The sequence below is a fragment of the Longimycelium tulufanense genome (genome assembly GCF_014645795.1).
GTDB classification, from domain to species: domain Bacteria; phylum Actinomycetota; class Actinomycetes; order Mycobacteriales; family Pseudonocardiaceae; genus Longimycelium; species Longimycelium tulufanense.
Genome location: NZ_BMMK01000024.1, coordinates 14,173 through 29,200, shown reverse-complemented (window position 1 = coordinate 29,200; position 15,028 = coordinate 14,173). Strand labels below are relative to the sequence as shown.

Below are 15,028 nucleotides of genomic sequence, written 5' to 3'. Positions count from 1 at the left end.
TCGCGTGTCAGCGCCTGAACGCCGTTACGTCATCTCCCTTGGCTGCCCGGACCGCACCGGCATCGTCGCCGCCATCGCCAACTTCCTGGCCGAGCACGGCGGATGGATCATTGAGGCCGCCTACCACGCGGACCCGGACACCGGCTGGTTCTTCACCCGGCAGGAGGTGCGCGCCGATTCACTGCCGTTCGACGTCGCCGAGCTGCGCGCCCGGTTCGCCGAGGTGGCGCGGGAGTTGGGCGAGCAGACCGACTGGCGGGTCACCGACACCGCCGAGCGCAAGCGCGCGATGATCCTGGTGTCCAGGGCCGGGCACTGCCTGTACGACCTGCTCGGCCGGGTCGCTTCGGGCGAGCTGGACGTGGACGTGCCCGCCGTCATCGGCAACCATCCTGACCTGGCCGACATCACCCGTGCGCACGGCATTCCGTTCCATCACGTGCCCTTCCCGCGGGCCGGCACCGATCCGGACGCGAAGGCCGCCGCGTTCGGCGAGGTCCGGCGGCTCGTCGAGGCGCACGATCCGCACGCGGTGGTGCTCGCGCGGTTCATGCAGGTGCTGCCGACGGAGCTGTGCGAGGAGTGGGCTGGCCGCGCGATCAACATCCATCACAGCTTCCTGCCGTCGTTCGTCGGCGCCCGGCCCTACCACCAGGCGCACGCGCGGGGCGTGAAGCTGGTGGGCGCGACCTGCCACTACGTGACGGCCGAGCTGGACGCCGGGCCGATCATCGAGCAGGACGTGATCCGGGTGGACCACGCCGACGCGGTGCCCGACATGGTGCGCAAGGGGCGTGACATCGAGAAGGTCGTGCTGGCGCGCGGGTTGCGCTGGCATCTCGAGGACCGTGTCCTGGTGCACGGTAACCGCACGGTCGTCTTCCACTGACCGCCGTTGATCGTCCGTCGGGAGCCGGTCGGCGCAAGAGCGGCCGATCTTCCCTTGAGATCCACTGGCGGATGACCGACAAGTAGAGGGTGCCCGGTGAGTTCATGACCCTCTACGCAAGCCCTGACACCCACGACGCAGGCGCGCCGACCCGGCCGGGAGCGGACGAGGATCCGCTGGTCAAGTACGTGGTCGCAACCGCGGCCGCGGTGCGGCGGGCCGAGGTCCTGGTGGTGCGGGACCGGCTCCTGACCGCGCGCCGGGGGCTGGCCACCGTCGGGCTGGTGTGCGCCCTGCTCCACGACAACGCCGAGGCCAGCGAGCAACAGCTGGATGCGTTCGCGTTCGGCTCGCAGATGGCCGAGCACGCCTGCGCCGAGCTGGATCGGGTGCTCGACGCCGAGGAGGTCGCCCGGCTACGGGAGGATCTCGCGCTGGTCCGGCTCCTCCGGGAGCGGGCCGCGGTCGCGGTGACCGACCCGGACGGCCACCCGGTGCTCGACACACTCGTGCGGCTCGCCGACGCGGTGCAGGACCTCACCGCGCCGCTGGCACGGAATCCGCTGGTCACGTTGGCCCTGCGGGCGGCGGCGGAGTACGCGCGGGCCGCGTCGTGGCAGATCTGGATCCGGTTCGGCGGTCCCACGGCCTGGTAACGACGAGTGGGCGGGCGAGGTCTGCGGGCAAGGAGCGCAGGCCTCGCCCGCCTCGTGTGCTTGTGCGGGGCGAGGACCGGCGTCTTCCCAGGGCCTGGCGACGACGAGGGGACGAGGTGGCTAGCCAGCCGCGTGTCTGTGGGGACGAAGCCCGCTGGCTTTGGGACTGGGAGGTCCGCCTGTGCGGGGGCAGGCCGCGATCTGTCGGCCGTGCTGTGCGGGGTGCGGCCCGTGGCCCCCGCCGGTGGTCACCGGGTCCTGGCTCAGCCTCACCCGACCCGGTGGGAGAGATCAGGTCGTGGGAATGCCGAGCCCGTCGAGGATTTCGGCGCGCGGGAGCCTGGCCAGCAGGTCCCCGGGGAGCAGCAGCTTGCTCCGCCGCACCCCGCTTCCCACCACCAGCTCTGTTGAGTCCGCCACCGCCGGATCGAGGAGCAACGGCCATTCCGCCGGCAACCCGAGCGGGGTGATTCCGCCGTACTCCGTGCCGGTCCGCGCCACAGCGTCGTCCATCGGCGCGAAGGACGCCTTCCGCACGTCCAGGCGACGCCGAACCGTGTTGTTCACGTCGACCCGGGTCGTCGCGAGGACAACGCAGGCGGCATAACGCACCTCGCCAGCTCGCTTCCCGGACACCACAACGCAGTTCGCCGACGCATGGAGCGGAACGCGCAGGTGTTCGCAGAGTGCGGCGGTGTCGGCGAGCGCCGGGTCGATCTCGGCGACACCGCAGCGCGCCACGTCCGCCTCGGGAAGTGCCCGGAGAGCTTCGGCAACCGGGGTAGCCAGCAGGTCGAGTCGATCGGCTGCGGGCTCGGCACGGAGTTGACCGGCAACGCTCCACATCATGCGGGGAGCCTAGGCGCGCGGGAACGCGTCGCCGTCCGCTGTCCGGTCAGTCACCCAGCCCGAACGCCCGCAACGCCTCACGGTCGAACGCCTTGAGGTCCTTGGGCGTCCGGCTGGTGACCAGCGTCCAGCCGTTCTCCGTACCGACCACGACTTCCCGGTCGACCCACTCGCCACCCGCGTTGCGGATGTCGGTGGCGAGACTGGGGTAGGAAGTCAGGGTCTTGCCGCGCACGACGTCGGCCTCGACGAGCACCCAGGCACCGTGGCAGATCACGGCGACGGGTTTGCCGGCATCGACGAAGGACCGGACGAACCGCACGGCGTGGGCGTTCATCCGCAGCTTGTCCGCGTTGGCCACGCCACCGGGCACGACGAGCCCGCCGTACTCCACGGGATCGGCGTCGGAGACCCGTACGTCGACCTCGAACTCGTCGCCCGGGTTGAGGTGGTGGAAGGCCCGCACCTTGTCCGGGACGGTGGCGAGCAGCCGGGGTGTGGCGCCGGCGTCCTGTACCGCCTGCCAGGGGTCGGTCAGCTCCACCTGCTCGATGCCCACCTGGTCGACCAGGAACGCGATGAGGTTCCTCTGCGCAGCCATGGGCTGGGCGTACCCCACTGGCACGATCGGCAAAACCGCCGGTCAGCCCCTGCGATCGGCCCGATCCCGGTCAACCGCGACGGCCTGCCGACCGGAAAGGTGCAACGTTCGTACTCCAGGCACGCCCCCGCCCGCCCTGGGTCTCGCGAGCCCAAGTCGAGCGTAGTGATCACCAAAGTCGCAGGTCAAGGGCATGATCACGGGCTGTGGATAACTGTGGGCGATGTGGATGGGCCGGCCTCGCGGCTATGCCAGGAAGTCGGTGATCAGCGCGCGCAGGTGCCGGCGGTGGGTGATCATCGGCGCCGGGGAGTCGATCAGTTCCAGTCGGGCCCCGGGCAGGGCCGCGGCGGTCGCCTTCGCCACCTGTTCCGGGTGCAGCGGGTCCCGGGTCGCCCCGATGACCAGCACCGGTAGCCGCGCCTCGGCGAGCATGTCGGCGGCATCCCCCAGCCCCGCGAGCGGAACCTGGTCGGGCAATGCCCGCAGTGCAGGACCCAGCCGCAGCAGAGCGGCCACGCGTTGCTCGATGTGATCCCCAACAGCAGCGCCCTCGGGAACCTCGGCCAGCACCACGTCACGCAGTGCCTGCCGATCCCCGGTTCGCTCGACTTCCGCGACGGCCTCGGCAAGGCGTTCCATCGCCCACACCGCGGGCGTGGCACGGGGCCGGTCGAACACGGCGGGGAGCAGGAGACCGAGGCGTTCGAACCGATCCGGCTGCTCGGCAACGATCCTGGTCAGCGCGCCGGCGCCCAACGATGTCCCGATGGCGCGGGTTGCGCCCGTTTCATTCGCGATGGCGAGAACGTCTGCCGCCATGTGCGGATATGTCCAGTAACCCGGCACAGCGTCCGGGGCGTCACCGTGGGAGGGGAGCGTGACGACGACCCGGGTTCCGGGGACGCCGGAGGCGGGGATGCGGGACTCGCCGGAGGTCGCACCGAGTCCGGGCACGACGAGCGTGACCGGATCACCGGAACCGAACGCGGTGCCGTGCGAGGCACCCCACGACCGACGAGCGCTGTCACCGTGAGCCACGACACCGTTGGTGCCCGTGGTTGCCCCCATCCCGCTCACCATCGCGGGCCGCGTTGCACCTCGGTCACTCGGGGCCGCACGTCGACGATGTAGACCAGCACGGCCACCAGGCCGGCGATCCAGAACATCGCCCCCGCACTGGCGAGGCTGAACAACACCAGCGCGGCGGTGCCGCCGGCAGTGATGCCCAGCCAGGCGGGCTTGGAGAGCTTGTCCACCGCCGTGAACGCGTCGGCGCGCTGCATGAGGGCGTGCACGAACGCGTAGAGACCCACCGGGATCGCCGCCCAGTGGATGACCAGGAGGATCAGCATGTCCAAGCGCGGCACGCACCCCAGCGTACGGGGTGCCACCACCGGCGTGCGGCGGACCGGAAGGTGACCCCCGTGTGACGGGGGCCACCCTACTCGGTGGATCCGGGGTCGTTTCAGTGGAACGCGTCGGATCAGGTGGTCGCCTTGCCGGCGGAACCACGTCGCGGCGTGGCCGGCACCTTGCGCACCGGCGCCTTCTTGTGCGCGGCCTTCTCCTCGCCCGTGGCCTTCTCCGCCCCGGTCACCTTCTGCTCGGCCGCCGGCTGCTCGGCCTGGTCCGCGGACTGCTCCTCGGGCTGTTCCGCGGCCTCGCGCGGCCGCCGGGTGACCTTGCCGAGCACGTCGTCGGCGAGCTCGCGGACCCCCTCGGCCGCCTCCTCCACGCGCTCCTCGGCCTTCTCCGCGAGACTCTCGCCGCGCGCGGCGATCCGGTCGACCTGCGGGCGCAGCCGCTCCAGGGTCTGCTCGCCCCGTTCGGCCAGCTGCGCATAGAAGTCGTTGGCGGCCTTGGTGTAGTTGTCGAGCAGCTTGCGCAGCTCGGCCGGTTCCAGCCGGCCACGCAGGCCCTCCAGCTCGCCGGGCAGCTCGGTCACGGTCGACCGGGCGGCCTCGGCCTGCTCGGTGAGCCGCTTGCGCAGTGTCTGCAGGGCGGAGGTGACGGCCTCGGCGGCGAGGTCGCCGGCACCGAGCGCGGCCAGCAGCGGTGTGCGGGCCTGTTCCAGGGCGCCGGTCAGGACGTCGGTGACCTGGTCGCGGGCCTTGCGGGCATCCTCCGCGGTGGGGGGGTTGGGCATGGTCTCACTCCTCGTCGGTGGCGCGACCCCGCGCGGGGCTTGCGGGTTCGGCGGATGGCGGTGCCCCGGTGGGTTCGCCCGGCTCGGTCGACGAGGCCGCGTTCTCCCGCCGGAACGACTGGTAGACGTCGAGCAGCACCTGCTTCTGCCGCTCGGTGAGGTCCGGGTCGGCGAGCACGGCGTCCACGACGGGTCCGCCGGCACGTTGTTCCAGGATTCCGGCCTGCACGTACAACGCCTCGGCCGAGATCCGCAGCCCCTTGGCGATCTGCTGCAGGATCTCTGCGCTGGGCCTGCGCAGGCCACGCTCGATCTGGCTGAGGTAGGGGTTGGACACCCCGGCCAGCCTCGCCAGCTGGCGCAGCGAGATCTGGGCGTTGCGACGCTGCTGCCGGATGTAGTCACCGATGTTCTGGCCCAGCTCGGCGACGGCCTTACCGGCCTGCTCGACGGGTCTCATCCGGCCCGGCACCTCCCTCCGCCGCAGCCGACGCTACGCCCGTGTGCTAGCAGTTGCAAGCGATGTGCTTGCAACCACCTGATCGGCCGATCCGCGTGGCCCAGGGCACGGTTGGCGACCCCGGAAGGTCCGCCGGCAGCGGCTTAGGCTGTCCGGGTGAGCAAGCCGGCGCACGCGGACATCGTGGCCGTCATCGCGGTCGGTGGCGCGCTGGGCGCGCTCGCCCGGTACGGCATCGGGCTCGCACTGCCCTGGCAGCCCGCCGGTTTCCCGCTGCCGACCTTCGCCGTGAACCTGCTGGGTTGCCTCCTGATGGGCGCGCTCATGGTGCTCGCGACCGAGGTGTGGTCGGGTCACCGCCTACTCCGCCCGTTCCTGGGCACCGGTGTCCTGGGTGGGTTCACCACGTTCTCGACCTACTCGGTCGACGCCGAGCGGCTGCTCGCGGCGGGGCGTGTCGGTGTCGCGGTGCTGTACGTGGCCGGCACGCTGGTGGGGGCACTGGGAGCGGTCGTGCTCGGCATCGCACTGACCCGGCGCGCGACCGGACTGGCGGGAGGCACGCGATGAGGACGGTTCCAGCCCTTCGGCTCACCGTGTTCGTCCGGGAGGACGACACCTGGGAACACCGACCGCTCTATCACGAGATCGTGCGGCGGGCGCACGCCACCGGGCTCGCGGGTGCCAGCGTCTTCCGCGGGATCGAGGGGTACGGCGCGTCCTCGCGGGTGCACACCACGCGGCTGCTGTCGCTGTCGGAGGATTTGCCGGTGACCGTGGTCATCGTCGACGAACCCCAACGCGTGCGCGGGTTCCTGCCACAGGTCGCGGAGTTGGCCGAGGGGCGGCTCGTGATGCTCGACGAGGTCGAGGTGCTGCACCCGGAGGGCGGTGCGGACCGGGAATGACAGCGTTGTTCGTCGCGGTCGGTGCGGCAGTCGGCGCGCCGTTGCGGTACCTCACCGACCGTTGGGTACAGGCGAGGTTGGGGGTCGGCTTCCCCTGGGGGACGCTCGCCGTCAACGTGGTCGGTTCCTTCCTCCTCGGCCTGCTCACCGGAGGTGTGCTTGCGGGTGCCATCCCCGCATCCGCACAGGCCCTCGTCGGAACCGGGTTCTGCGGCGCCCTCACCACATACTCCACGTTCGGTTACGAGACGACCAGGCTGATCAACGAAGGCGCGCACACCCGCGCGTTGTGGAACGCCCTGGGCAACATCCTGGCCGGGCTGGTCGCCGCGGCGGCCGGAGTGGCTGTCGGCCTCCTCACCGCGGGCTGAGGCCGCTACCGTGGGAGCCGGGGCGTGCGATGAGGCAGGCAACGGAACGGCTCGCCACGAAGCTACGCGAGCGGATGGTCGCCGAACTGGTCGAGGAGGGTGCGCTCCGCGACCGGGCCTGGCGGGAAGCGTTCCTCCGGGTGCCCCGACACGTCTTTCTCCCCCGGTTCTTCCGCCAGGACGTCCGAGGACGCTGGGCGGCGGTCGCCGAGGGCGACCGTGACTGGTTGCGGTTGGTGTACCTGGACCGGGTCTGGGTGACCCAGCTCGACGGCGACGACGCCCGCTGGGACGAGACCCGCCGGAACGGTCCGACCACCGGTGTGCCGACCAGTTCCTCGAGCGAGCCGAGCCTGATGGCGCTGATGCTCGAGGACCTGGACGTCCATGATGGACACCGGGTCCTCGAGATCGGCACGGGCACGGGGTACAACGCCGCACTGGTCTGCCACCGCCTGGGTTCGACCCGACTATCTACTGTGGACGTTGATGACGCGCTCGTGCGCAGAGCGACGGAGCGGCTGTCCACCTGCGGCTTCCACCCCACCGTGGCGACGGCCGACGGGGCGCTGGGGTATCCACCCGACGCGCCCTACGACCGGGTGCTCGGCACGTGCGCGGTGGCGCGCGTGCCGCTGCCCTGGCTGGCGCAGACCCGGCCGGGTGGACTGGTGTTGACCACGCTGCACCGTCCGCTCGGGGCGGGACTGGTGCTGCTCACCGTGCACGATGCCGAGCATGCCGAAGGTCGAGTGCTTCCCACCGACGCGCGTTTCATGCCGCTGCGGGCACACAGCGGACCCGAGGTGGAGGAGCTGCTTTCCCAGGCAGCACAGCAGAACGGCGCAAGCCGCGGCACGAGACTCGGCGCACGAACCGTGACCAGCCCCGGCAGCTCGTTCGAGTTCTTCGCCGGCACCGCGCTGCCGGGCGTCCGGACCGCCGGGGAGTTCCAGGGCGGCGGCCCGCAACGCGTCTGGCTACTCCATCCGGACGGGTCGTGGGCCCGGCACACCACCGCGGACGGGCGCTACTCGGTGGAGCAGTCGGGCCCGCGTCGGCTGTGGGACGAGGTGGAGGCCGCGCACACCGAGTGGGTGCATCTCGGGCGGCCCGAACGGGACCGCTTCGGCCTCACCGTCACCGGGCACGGCCAGTGGCTGTGGCTGGACCATCCGGAGAGCCCACACCGCTGGCCGCTGTAGGTTGCTCCGACCGTTCGGTTGATCCACCGAGAAAGCCACCACCCAACCTCCTTGCGCGTAGGCTGATCACGTGCTCTGCCCGAAGTGCGAGGACGTGATGTCGACCCACGAACGCAGCGGGGTCCACATCGAGATCTGCGCACGCTGCAAGGGGATCTTCCTGGACCGGGGCGAGCTGGAGCGGCTCGTGGTCGCCGAACGACACCACTACGCGAGCGCGCCACCCGAGCCACAGCCCGTCGACCCGGGCGATCCGCGGATCGGGGATCATCCACCGCGTTCTGGTCGCGGGCGTCCCCACTTCCTGGAAGGCGTCTTCGGTGTCTTCGACTAATTTTCGACAGCAGCGGTTCCGCTCTGTCCACTAGAGACACCGGGGAACCATGTTCACGTGTCGACCTACTCGTGCCGCAACGCGGATGGCTTGATCGCGGCACGTAGTGACGGCAACGTCGACAACGTCACCAGCAACACCAGTGCCCCGGCCGTACCCGTGGCGATCGCGATGTTCGGCCAGTCCAGAACGAGCTGGTCGATCGGTGGTCTGGCACCGATACGGTCGCTGGTCGCGTTCATCACCAGCCATCCCGTGAACAGCCCGGCAGGGACCGCCAGCACCAACCCGAGTAGCGCGGGAACCGCGTTCTGCCAGACCACCGCCCATGCCAGGGTCCGGTGCCGCACACCCACGGCGCCCAGCACGGCGAGTGGCCGACGCCGTTCCTGGGTCTGGTCCAAGGCGGCGACCATCAGGCTCAACACGGCGAGCAACACGACCACGGTCGACCCAGCGATGATCATGGCGCGGAGCGACTCGAGCAGTTGCTGATCCCGTTCGTTGCCCTTGTTGACGGGGAACTCGACACCGAGCTGCCGGGTGATCGGTGCGGTGGCCGCCAGCACCTGGTGGATCAGGTCCGGCCGGTCCCCCCGCACGACGAGCACTCGCTGGGAGCCCCCCTGCGGCAATCCCTCACCTCCCTCAGCCACCACGAACGCACCCTCGATCAGGATCTTCGCCCACAGCGAGTGCTCCGGCGGCCGGATCTCCGTTGTCCGCGGAACCGACCAGGCACGCCCGGACTCCTCGCGACCAGCCTCCTGGAGCTTGGTCCCAACGGGGCGCCGGGTCGGCCCAACCGACCACGCCATCCCGGGGCGACACTCGGTGACCCCCACGTCTCGCAACGCGGCGCAGTCCAGGGCATAGACCGTCGCGCCGGACTGCCCTCGGCCCTCCGCAGGGTTGTACATGTAGATCGTCCGCATCTCGTACGCGCCACGAACCCCAGGGATGCGAGTGACCGCATCCCGCACCCGGCTCCATTCCTCGTTGTCGCCGCGGCTCGACCAGAAGACGGCACCGGCCCGCTCCGACTGTTGCGGTGCGTGCGGGGACACCTCCCGTGCCGTGGTGGCCAGCATCACCTGTAGGGCCAGTCCTCCCGCCAGCACAACGATGACCGCGGCGGTAACCCGCGAGGTGGTGACGTCGTCCCGGAGCCGACGCACCGCGAACAGCAACGGCATGGGGGTGGGTCCCCAGTTCCGGGCCACCAGCTCGACCAACCACGGCACCAGACTCGCCACACCGAGCAGCACCAGCGCCAGCCCGGCCTGGATAATCCAGCTCTGCCAGTCGATGCCAGCGAAGCTGCCGGCATCGGGATCAAATGGCGAGAGCGGCCCCTTGCTGATGCTCGAGGCCAACGGTGCCGTCCACAGCATGGCCGCGCCGACAACAAGAACGATGAACCGCCACCACACCCGGCGCCGGGACGGTGTGCCCCTGCGCACCACCCCGAGCGGGCTGATCTCGATCCGCCTCATGGCCACCAGCGCCGCCAGCACGGCAACCGTCGGTACGCCCAACACGACCAACGCTGTTGGAAGGGGCGCTGGCACCAGGTCATGAGGGAAGAAACCGACCGAACGCACCTTGAAGTACCAGGCCAACGGGCGCACCGCCAGGAACAGCCCGGTGCCGATGACGAGCCCGAGCACGGCGCTGGCCAGTGCCTCGCCGCTGGCGATGCGGTTGGCCTGTCCGGGTCCGGCACCGGCGAGCCGGACCGCGGCCAGCCGTTGCTCCCGGGCTGCGGCCCCGAGCCGAGTGGCCACCAGGACGAACACCCCGATCGGCACCAGCATCGCCGCGGTGGCCGCGTTCAGCAGCAGGCGGTACTCGCGGGGGACGGGGGACTGGCCGTCGGCGTCGTACCCGAAGCTGCGCAAGGTCAGGGTGTCGGGGGCGTTGACCTGGTCGGCCGGCAGGCCGACCCAGAGGTAGAGCTCGCCCGGCTGGAGCAGCCCGTCGTCGCCGATGAGCCCGACGATGCGTTCCGGGATCCGGGCGCGGAGCAGGCCGTGTTGGTCATTGGCGATCGCGTCGGCGACGGCCGGCGAGACGAATGCCTCCCCGGGCCCGGGCAGCCGGGGCAGGCCGGGCGGTACGGGCGCCTCCGGCCTCGTCGCGGCCACCTCATAGCCATTGATCATGGTGTCCTGCCACACCTGGTTGATGTGGCGCGCCCGCAGCGCAAGATCCGGTGACTGATCGGACACCCCATGGGGAAGGCGCGCGGCAGCGCGCGCGTCCTTTGCCGCGATCCCGTTCGTCACCGAGGCAGCCAGGAGCAGCACAGCAACGCCCAGGCCGATGCCCACCGCGACCACGGCAACCTGCTTCAGCCCGGCGCGGCCGCCCCCGACGGCCATCCGGGCGCCGAGCAGCAGCTCGTCCAGCCATCCCACGAACCGGTTGCGCACCCTGTGTCAGTCCCCAGCCTCGGTCCACTCCCGTTCGCACGGCGCGGAGGTCCGGCCGGCCCCGAACCCAGGCCGGACCTCCGCCGCCGTGACGTCCGCCGCCCCGGCGGACACGCGCCCACCCGCCCCCGCGGGCGGCGCTGCGGTGTGCGTACCCCGAGTTCGCACACCTGGACGGGACCCGATCACGCCCCGAGCTCCGAGTCCCTGGTGCGGCCGTCGCGCACGACAACCTCACGGTCCGAATAGGCCGCGACGCGCGGCTCGTGCGTGACGAGCACGATCGCGGCGCCGGTGTCCTGGGCCGCCGCCAGCAGCAGCTCCATCACCCGTTCGCCGTTGAGCGAGTCCAGTGCACCGGTCGGTTCGTCGGCGAAGACCACCCTGGGGCCGGCCACGAGGGCGCGGGCCACCGCGACCCGCTGCCCCTGGCCGCCCGAGGTCTCCCCGGGCCGCATGCCGGCCACGTCGGCCACCTCCAGGCGCTCCAGCCACTCCCGGGCGCTGTGCTCGGCCGCCCGGCGGCGCACGCCGGTGAGCCGCAACGGCAGGGCCACGTTCTCCAGGCAGGTCAGTTCGGGCACGAGCTGCCCGAACTGGAACACGAAGCCGAAGTCGGAGCGGCGCAACGCGCTACGCCCCGCCTCGGACAAGGAGCTGATGTCACGGTCGTTGTAGCGCACCTGCCCGGAGTCGGGCACCAGGATGCCCGCCAAGCAGTGCAGCAGGGTCGACTTGCCGGAGCCGGACGGGCCCATCACCGCGAGCACCTCGCCGGCACGCACGCGGATGCTCGCGCCGTTGAGGGCGGGCGTGGGGCCGAACGCCTTGTGCAGGTCGACGGCCTCCAGGAGCGCGGGGGTCTCCTCTCTGCGGGAATCGGTGGCGTGGTCGGTGAGAGTGGCGGTCACGACGGTTTCCCCGGGTCGATCTCGGCGGCGAGCTGGTCGAGCCGGGCCGCGGTCAGCTCCAGCCACCGCAGGTCGGCCTCCAGGTGGAACAACGCGTGGTCGCAGATGAGCTGGTCGGCCAGGTCGCCACCGGCCTTGCGCCGGGTGAGCTCCCGCATCATGCGCAGGTGCTCGGAACGCTGGGCGTCGAGCACGTCGGCCGCGCTGCGGCCGGTCATCAGCGCCAGCACGACCTTCGTGTAGAGCGTGTTCTGTAGGTACGGCTCGGGCTTCTCCGGGGTGTCCAGCCAGGCGGCGACGTCGGTGATGCCGGCGTCGGTGATGGCGTACCGCTTGCGCTCCGGGCCACCGCCCGCCTCCAGGCCGTCGACCTCGACCAAACCGTTCTTCAGCAGCCGCGACAGGGTCGAGTAGACCTGCCCGTAGTGCAGCGGCCGGTCGTGACCGAACCGCTCGTCGTACGCCCGCTTGAGGTCGTACCCATGCCGCGGGCCGCCCTCCAGGAGCGCCAGCAGCGTGTGTCCGACGATGGCCATGCGGAGGACTGTACACCACGTGTATACATTGGTTCTATACACCCGATGTCTAGGTCGTCCGGACCGGACAAGCTAGCGGGAACCGCAGGTCAACAGGCTATACACCGAATGTAGAGGGGACCCGGGCATGGCGATTGCGAACTCTTCGGGAGGGGCTGCGCGACGGATCCTCAGCCTGGTGGCGGCCTCCACGCTCGCCGGAATCGCGATTGGTGCGATCAGTGCCGCGGGCGTGTGGGCGGACCTCGGCGCACGGCTCGGACTGGTCCACCATGCGCACGGAATGGCACCGATAGTGGAGCGGACTGTCGACACGAGCGGGTTCGCACCGGCCGCCAGCCATTCCTGTCCCACCGGGTCGACCGCAGCGCAGGTTGGGGTCCTTCCTCCGGAAGCCAACGCGGGGAGGCAGACGGTCGCCGACGCGCAACGCGCGGGGTTGGCGTTGTGTCCGGGTCGCGTGGTCCGGGACGTGGAGGAGGAGTGGCCCAAGATCGATCAACTGATCGAGAGGGCCCGCGACCGAGGGACGAGCATGGTGAAGTTGCCGGTGCAAGGTCTGCGCGACGCCGGCGACTCGGTGGTTGATGTGCTGTCCCAGCAAGCTGCCCACCTGCGGGAGCTGATCAACGCCTGGCGCGGCTGATACGCGCCCGATCCCGGGCTGGTCAGCCCGGGATCGGCGTACACCGAGCGGCGTATCGACTTCCTCCCGCCGGCACTCAGCGCCTTCGGCACGCCCGAACAGGCGAAACTTGCCTCGACCATGTGTCGGTTACCACGGGCGCGGCGACCCCCTCACCCCTACAGTGGTGCTGTGACTGGCCTGGTAACCGGCGTCCATGTCGAGCCCCTAGCCGACTGGGACGTCGAACAGGACATCGACCTGGTGCTCGCCTTCCTGAACACGCGCGACGAGGAGCACCGCACCGACACGCTCAGCGCCGAGGACTCCTGGCGCCTCTGGGCGGCCCAGCGAAATATCGGCCCACCGCCGAGTGCCTCCCGGGTCCAGCCGGTGCGCGATGCGCTACGCGCGGCCGTCTCCGGGCATCCGCCGCTGGAGGTCATGCGGTGGTCGGTTCGCATGGACCTGCTCGACGGGGTTCCGATGCTCGCCGCGGCCGACGCGCTCGGCACGGTGCTCGCCGCCGCCTACCGGCTGGTGCTCACCGGGCACTGGGCACGAATCAAGATCTGCCCGGCCGAGGACTGCCAGTGCGCGTTCTACGACCGGTCGCGCAACCGCTCTCGAACATGGTGTTCGATGCGCGTTTGCGGCAACCGGGAGAAGGCACGCAACTGGCGGGAACGCGCCCGGAGTGCCGCTGCGAGGTGACGGGCGAAGCGAGCATCGCGCCGGTAAGGCGCGCAGCGAAGCCCGGAGCCGAGCAACCCGACCCGGCTCGTTGAACGCCACGCCCACCCGCGGTGCCGGGGTCGCGCCCGGCCACCGCGGCTGGGTCGCGCTCACAGCAGGAGCTGGGACACGGTGTGGATCACCAGCCCGGCGAGCGCGCCCACCACGGTGCCGTTGATGCGAATGAACTGCAGGTCCCGCCCGACCTGCAGCTCGATCTTGCGCGCGGTGTCCTTGGCGTCCCAGCGCTCCACGGTGTCGGTGATCAGTGCGGTGACCTCGGCGCGGTAGTTGGTCACGACGTGGGTGGCGGCACCCTCCAGCCAGCCGTCCACCTTGCCGCGCAACTCCGGGTCGGAGTCGATCCGCCGGCCCAGCGTGACCAGCCCGTCGCGCACGCGGCGGCGCAGCTCGCTGCCCGGGTCCTCGGCCGCGTCCAGCAGCATCCGCTTCGCGGTGGACCAGAACGAGCCGATCGCGTTGCGCACCTCGGGGTGCTCCAGGACCTGCTGCTTCACCTGCTCGGCGCGCTCGATCGTGTCCGGGTCGTGCTGCAGGTCGTCGGCGAACTCCACCAGGAACTTGTCCACCGCCAGTCGCATCGGGTGGTGCGGGTCGGTCTTGACCGACCACGCGAACGAGAGCACCTCGCCGTAGACCTTGTCGGCCACCAGCTCGTCGACGAACCGGGGCGACCAGGAGGGCGCCCGGTTGGCAACCACCCGCAGTACCGCCATGTGGTTGTTGCGCACCCACTCGTACGCCTCGTCGCAGATCAGGTCCACGAGCCGGTGGTGGGTGCCGTCGGCGAAGACGTGACCCAGCAGCCGGCCCAGCGGCGGTCCCCACGGCTGCTCGACGAGCCGGCGCACCACGGACTGCTCCAGCACGGCCTGCACGTCCTCGTCCCGCAGCACGGTCACCGCGCCGCGTACCGCCGTGGCCAGCTCGGAGGTGACCCGCTCGGCGTGTGCCGGCTCGGCCAGCCAGGTCCCCAGCCGCCGCGCCACCGCGGCCCGCCGCAGCTTGTCCCGCACCACGGGTTCGGCCAGGAAGTTGGCGCCCACGAAGTCGCCCAGGTTGCGCCCCAGGGCGTCCTTGCGGGTCGGGATGATGGCGGTGTGCGGGATGGGCAGGCCCAGCGGCCGGCGGAACAACGCCGTGACCGCGAACCAGTCGGCCAGCGCGCCGACCATGCCCGCCTCGGCGGCCGCCCGCAGGTAGCCGACCCAGGCCGGGGCGCCGGCCGCCTCCTGCCACCTGGCCAGCGCGTAGATGACCGTCGCGCCGAGCAGGAAGCCGGTGGCGACCAGCTTCATCCGGCGCAGGCCGCGCCGCTTGTCTACCTCCGCCGCCGTGAGCTG

The 15,028-nt window shown here is 71.0% G+C and carries 19 protein-coding genes; 9 read left to right on the top strand and 10 right to left on the bottom strand.

Annotated features, from left to right (window positions below):
* Positions 1-4: 4 nt before the first annotated feature.
* On the top strand, positions 5-889 hold the full coding sequence (gene purU / locus IEY55_RS21875; RefSeq protein WP_189060398.1) for a formyltetrahydrofolate deformylase: 885 nt from the start codon (positions 5-7) through the stop codon (positions 887-889).
* Positions 890-993: 104 nt separating this feature from the next.
* Complete coding sequence (locus IEY55_RS21870; protein WP_189060397.1) at positions 994-1,545, top strand: hypothetical protein; 552 nt, start codon at positions 994-996, stop codon at positions 1,543-1,545.
* A 291-nt stretch (positions 1,546-1,836) separates the two neighbouring features.
* On the opposite strand, the gene IEY55_RS21865 is transcribed toward IEY55_RS21870, so the two are convergent.
* The 6 genes from IEY55_RS21865 to IEY55_RS21840 all read right to left on the bottom strand — a co-directional run bounded on the left by IEY55_RS21865 (position 1,837) and on the right by IEY55_RS21840 (position 5,604).
* Positions 1,837-2,394: a YbaK/EbsC family protein gene (locus tag IEY55_RS21865; RefSeq protein ID WP_189060396.1), complete on the bottom strand. Its 558-nt coding sequence runs from the start codon at positions 2,392-2,394 to the stop codon at positions 1,837-1,839.
* A 46-nt stretch (positions 2,395-2,440) separates the two neighbouring features.
* Positions 2,441-2,995, bottom strand: a complete 555-nt coding sequence (locus IEY55_RS21860) for a type 1 glutamine amidotransferase domain-containing protein (protein ID WP_189060395.1) — start codon at positions 2,993-2,995, stop codon at positions 2,441-2,443.
* A 246-nt stretch (positions 2,996-3,241) separates the two neighbouring features.
* Complete coding sequence (locus tag IEY55_RS21855) at positions 3,242-4,066, bottom strand: alpha/beta fold hydrolase (RefSeq protein WP_229686623.1); 825 nt, start codon at positions 4,064-4,066, stop codon at positions 3,242-3,244.
* Between the two features lie 5 nt (positions 4,067-4,071).
* Positions 4,072-4,365, bottom strand: a complete 294-nt coding sequence (locus IEY55_RS21850; protein WP_373290044.1) for a DUF2516 family protein — start codon at positions 4,363-4,365, stop codon at positions 4,072-4,074.
* A 116-nt stretch (positions 4,366-4,481) separates the two neighbouring features.
* Positions 4,482-5,144 (bottom strand): hypothetical protein, encoded by a 663-nt coding sequence (locus IEY55_RS21845; RefSeq protein ID WP_189060394.1) that lies wholly within the window; start codon positions 5,142-5,144, stop codon positions 4,482-4,484.
* Between the two features lie 4 nt (positions 5,145-5,148).
* Entirely contained in the window at positions 5,149-5,604 is a 456-nt protein-coding gene (locus tag IEY55_RS21840; RefSeq protein ID WP_189060393.1) for a helix-turn-helix domain-containing protein, read from the bottom strand.
* 156 nt (positions 5,605-5,760) lie between these two features.
* Here IEY55_RS21840 and crcB (IEY55_RS21835) point away from each other — a divergent pair, with 156 nt between their 5' ends.
* From crcB (IEY55_RS21835) to IEY55_RS21815, 5 genes are all read left to right on the top strand, one after another.
* Positions 5,761-6,174, top strand: a complete 414-nt coding sequence (crcB, locus tag IEY55_RS21835) for a fluoride efflux transporter CrcB (RefSeq protein WP_189060392.1) — start codon at positions 5,761-5,763, stop codon at positions 6,172-6,174.
* On the top strand, positions 6,171-6,512 hold the full coding sequence (locus IEY55_RS21830) for a DUF190 domain-containing protein (protein ID WP_189060391.1): 342 nt from the start codon (positions 6,171-6,173) through the stop codon (positions 6,510-6,512). The genes crcB (IEY55_RS21835) and IEY55_RS21830 overlap by 4 nt, the downstream gene beginning before the upstream one ends.
* Complete coding sequence (crcB, locus tag IEY55_RS21825; RefSeq protein ID WP_189060390.1) at positions 6,509-6,883, top strand: fluoride efflux transporter CrcB; 375 nt, start codon at positions 6,509-6,511, stop codon at positions 6,881-6,883. The genes IEY55_RS21830 and crcB (IEY55_RS21825) overlap by 4 nt, the downstream gene beginning before the upstream one ends.
* A 29-nt stretch (positions 6,884-6,912) precedes the next feature.
* Entirely contained in the window at positions 6,913-8,088 is a 1,176-nt protein-coding gene (tgmC, locus tag IEY55_RS21820; RefSeq protein WP_189060389.1) for an ATP-grasp peptide maturase system methyltransferase, read from the top strand.
* Between the two features lie 70 nt (positions 8,089-8,158).
* On the top strand, positions 8,159-8,422 hold the full coding sequence (locus tag IEY55_RS21815) for a TFIIB-type zinc ribbon-containing protein (protein ID WP_189060388.1): 264 nt from the start codon (positions 8,159-8,161) through the stop codon (positions 8,420-8,422).
* A gap of 65 nt (positions 8,423-8,487) precedes the next feature.
* Here the strand turns inward: IEY55_RS21815 and IEY55_RS21810 are convergent, their stop codons facing one another.
* The 3 genes from IEY55_RS21810 to IEY55_RS21800 all read right to left on the bottom strand — a co-directional run bounded on the left by IEY55_RS21810 (position 8,488) and on the right by IEY55_RS21800 (position 12,304).
* Positions 8,488-10,857, bottom strand: coding sequence for an FtsX-like permease family protein (locus IEY55_RS21810; protein WP_189060387.1), 2,370 nt, complete (start codon positions 10,855-10,857; stop codon positions 8,488-8,490).
* A 185-nt stretch (positions 10,858-11,042) separates the two neighbouring features.
* Positions 11,043-11,768 (bottom strand): ABC transporter ATP-binding protein, encoded by a 726-nt coding sequence (locus tag IEY55_RS21805; RefSeq protein WP_189060386.1) that lies wholly within the window; start codon positions 11,766-11,768, stop codon positions 11,043-11,045.
* The gene (locus IEY55_RS21800; RefSeq protein ID WP_189060385.1) at positions 11,765-12,304 is read right to left on the bottom strand and encodes a PadR family transcriptional regulator; all 540 of its coding nucleotides are present in this window, start codon (positions 12,302-12,304) and stop codon (positions 11,765-11,767) included. The genes IEY55_RS21805 and IEY55_RS21800 overlap by 4 nt, the downstream gene beginning before the upstream one ends.
* A 127-nt stretch (positions 12,305-12,431) precedes the next feature.
* Between IEY55_RS21800 and IEY55_RS21795 the strand changes: the two genes are divergently transcribed.
* Together IEY55_RS21795 and IEY55_RS21790 are read left to right on the top strand one after the other, a co-directional pair.
* The gene (locus IEY55_RS21795; protein ID WP_189060384.1) at positions 12,432-12,950 is read left to right on the top strand and encodes a hypothetical protein; all 519 of its coding nucleotides are present in this window, start codon (positions 12,432-12,434) and stop codon (positions 12,948-12,950) included.
* Between the two features lie 171 nt (positions 12,951-13,121).
* Positions 13,122-13,643: a CGNR zinc finger domain-containing protein gene (locus IEY55_RS21790; RefSeq protein WP_308424775.1), complete on the top strand. Its 522-nt coding sequence runs from the start codon at positions 13,122-13,124 to the stop codon at positions 13,641-13,643.
* A 131-nt stretch (positions 13,644-13,774) separates the two neighbouring features.
* Here IEY55_RS21790 and IEY55_RS21785 read toward each other — a convergent pair whose 3' ends face one another.
* Positions 13,775-14,983 carry a DUF445 domain-containing protein gene (locus IEY55_RS21785; protein ID WP_189060452.1) on the bottom strand — a complete coding sequence of 403 codons (1,209 nt, stop codon included), beginning with the start codon at positions 14,981-14,983 and terminating at the stop codon, positions 13,775-13,777.
* Positions 14,984-15,028 lie beyond the last annotated feature (45 nt).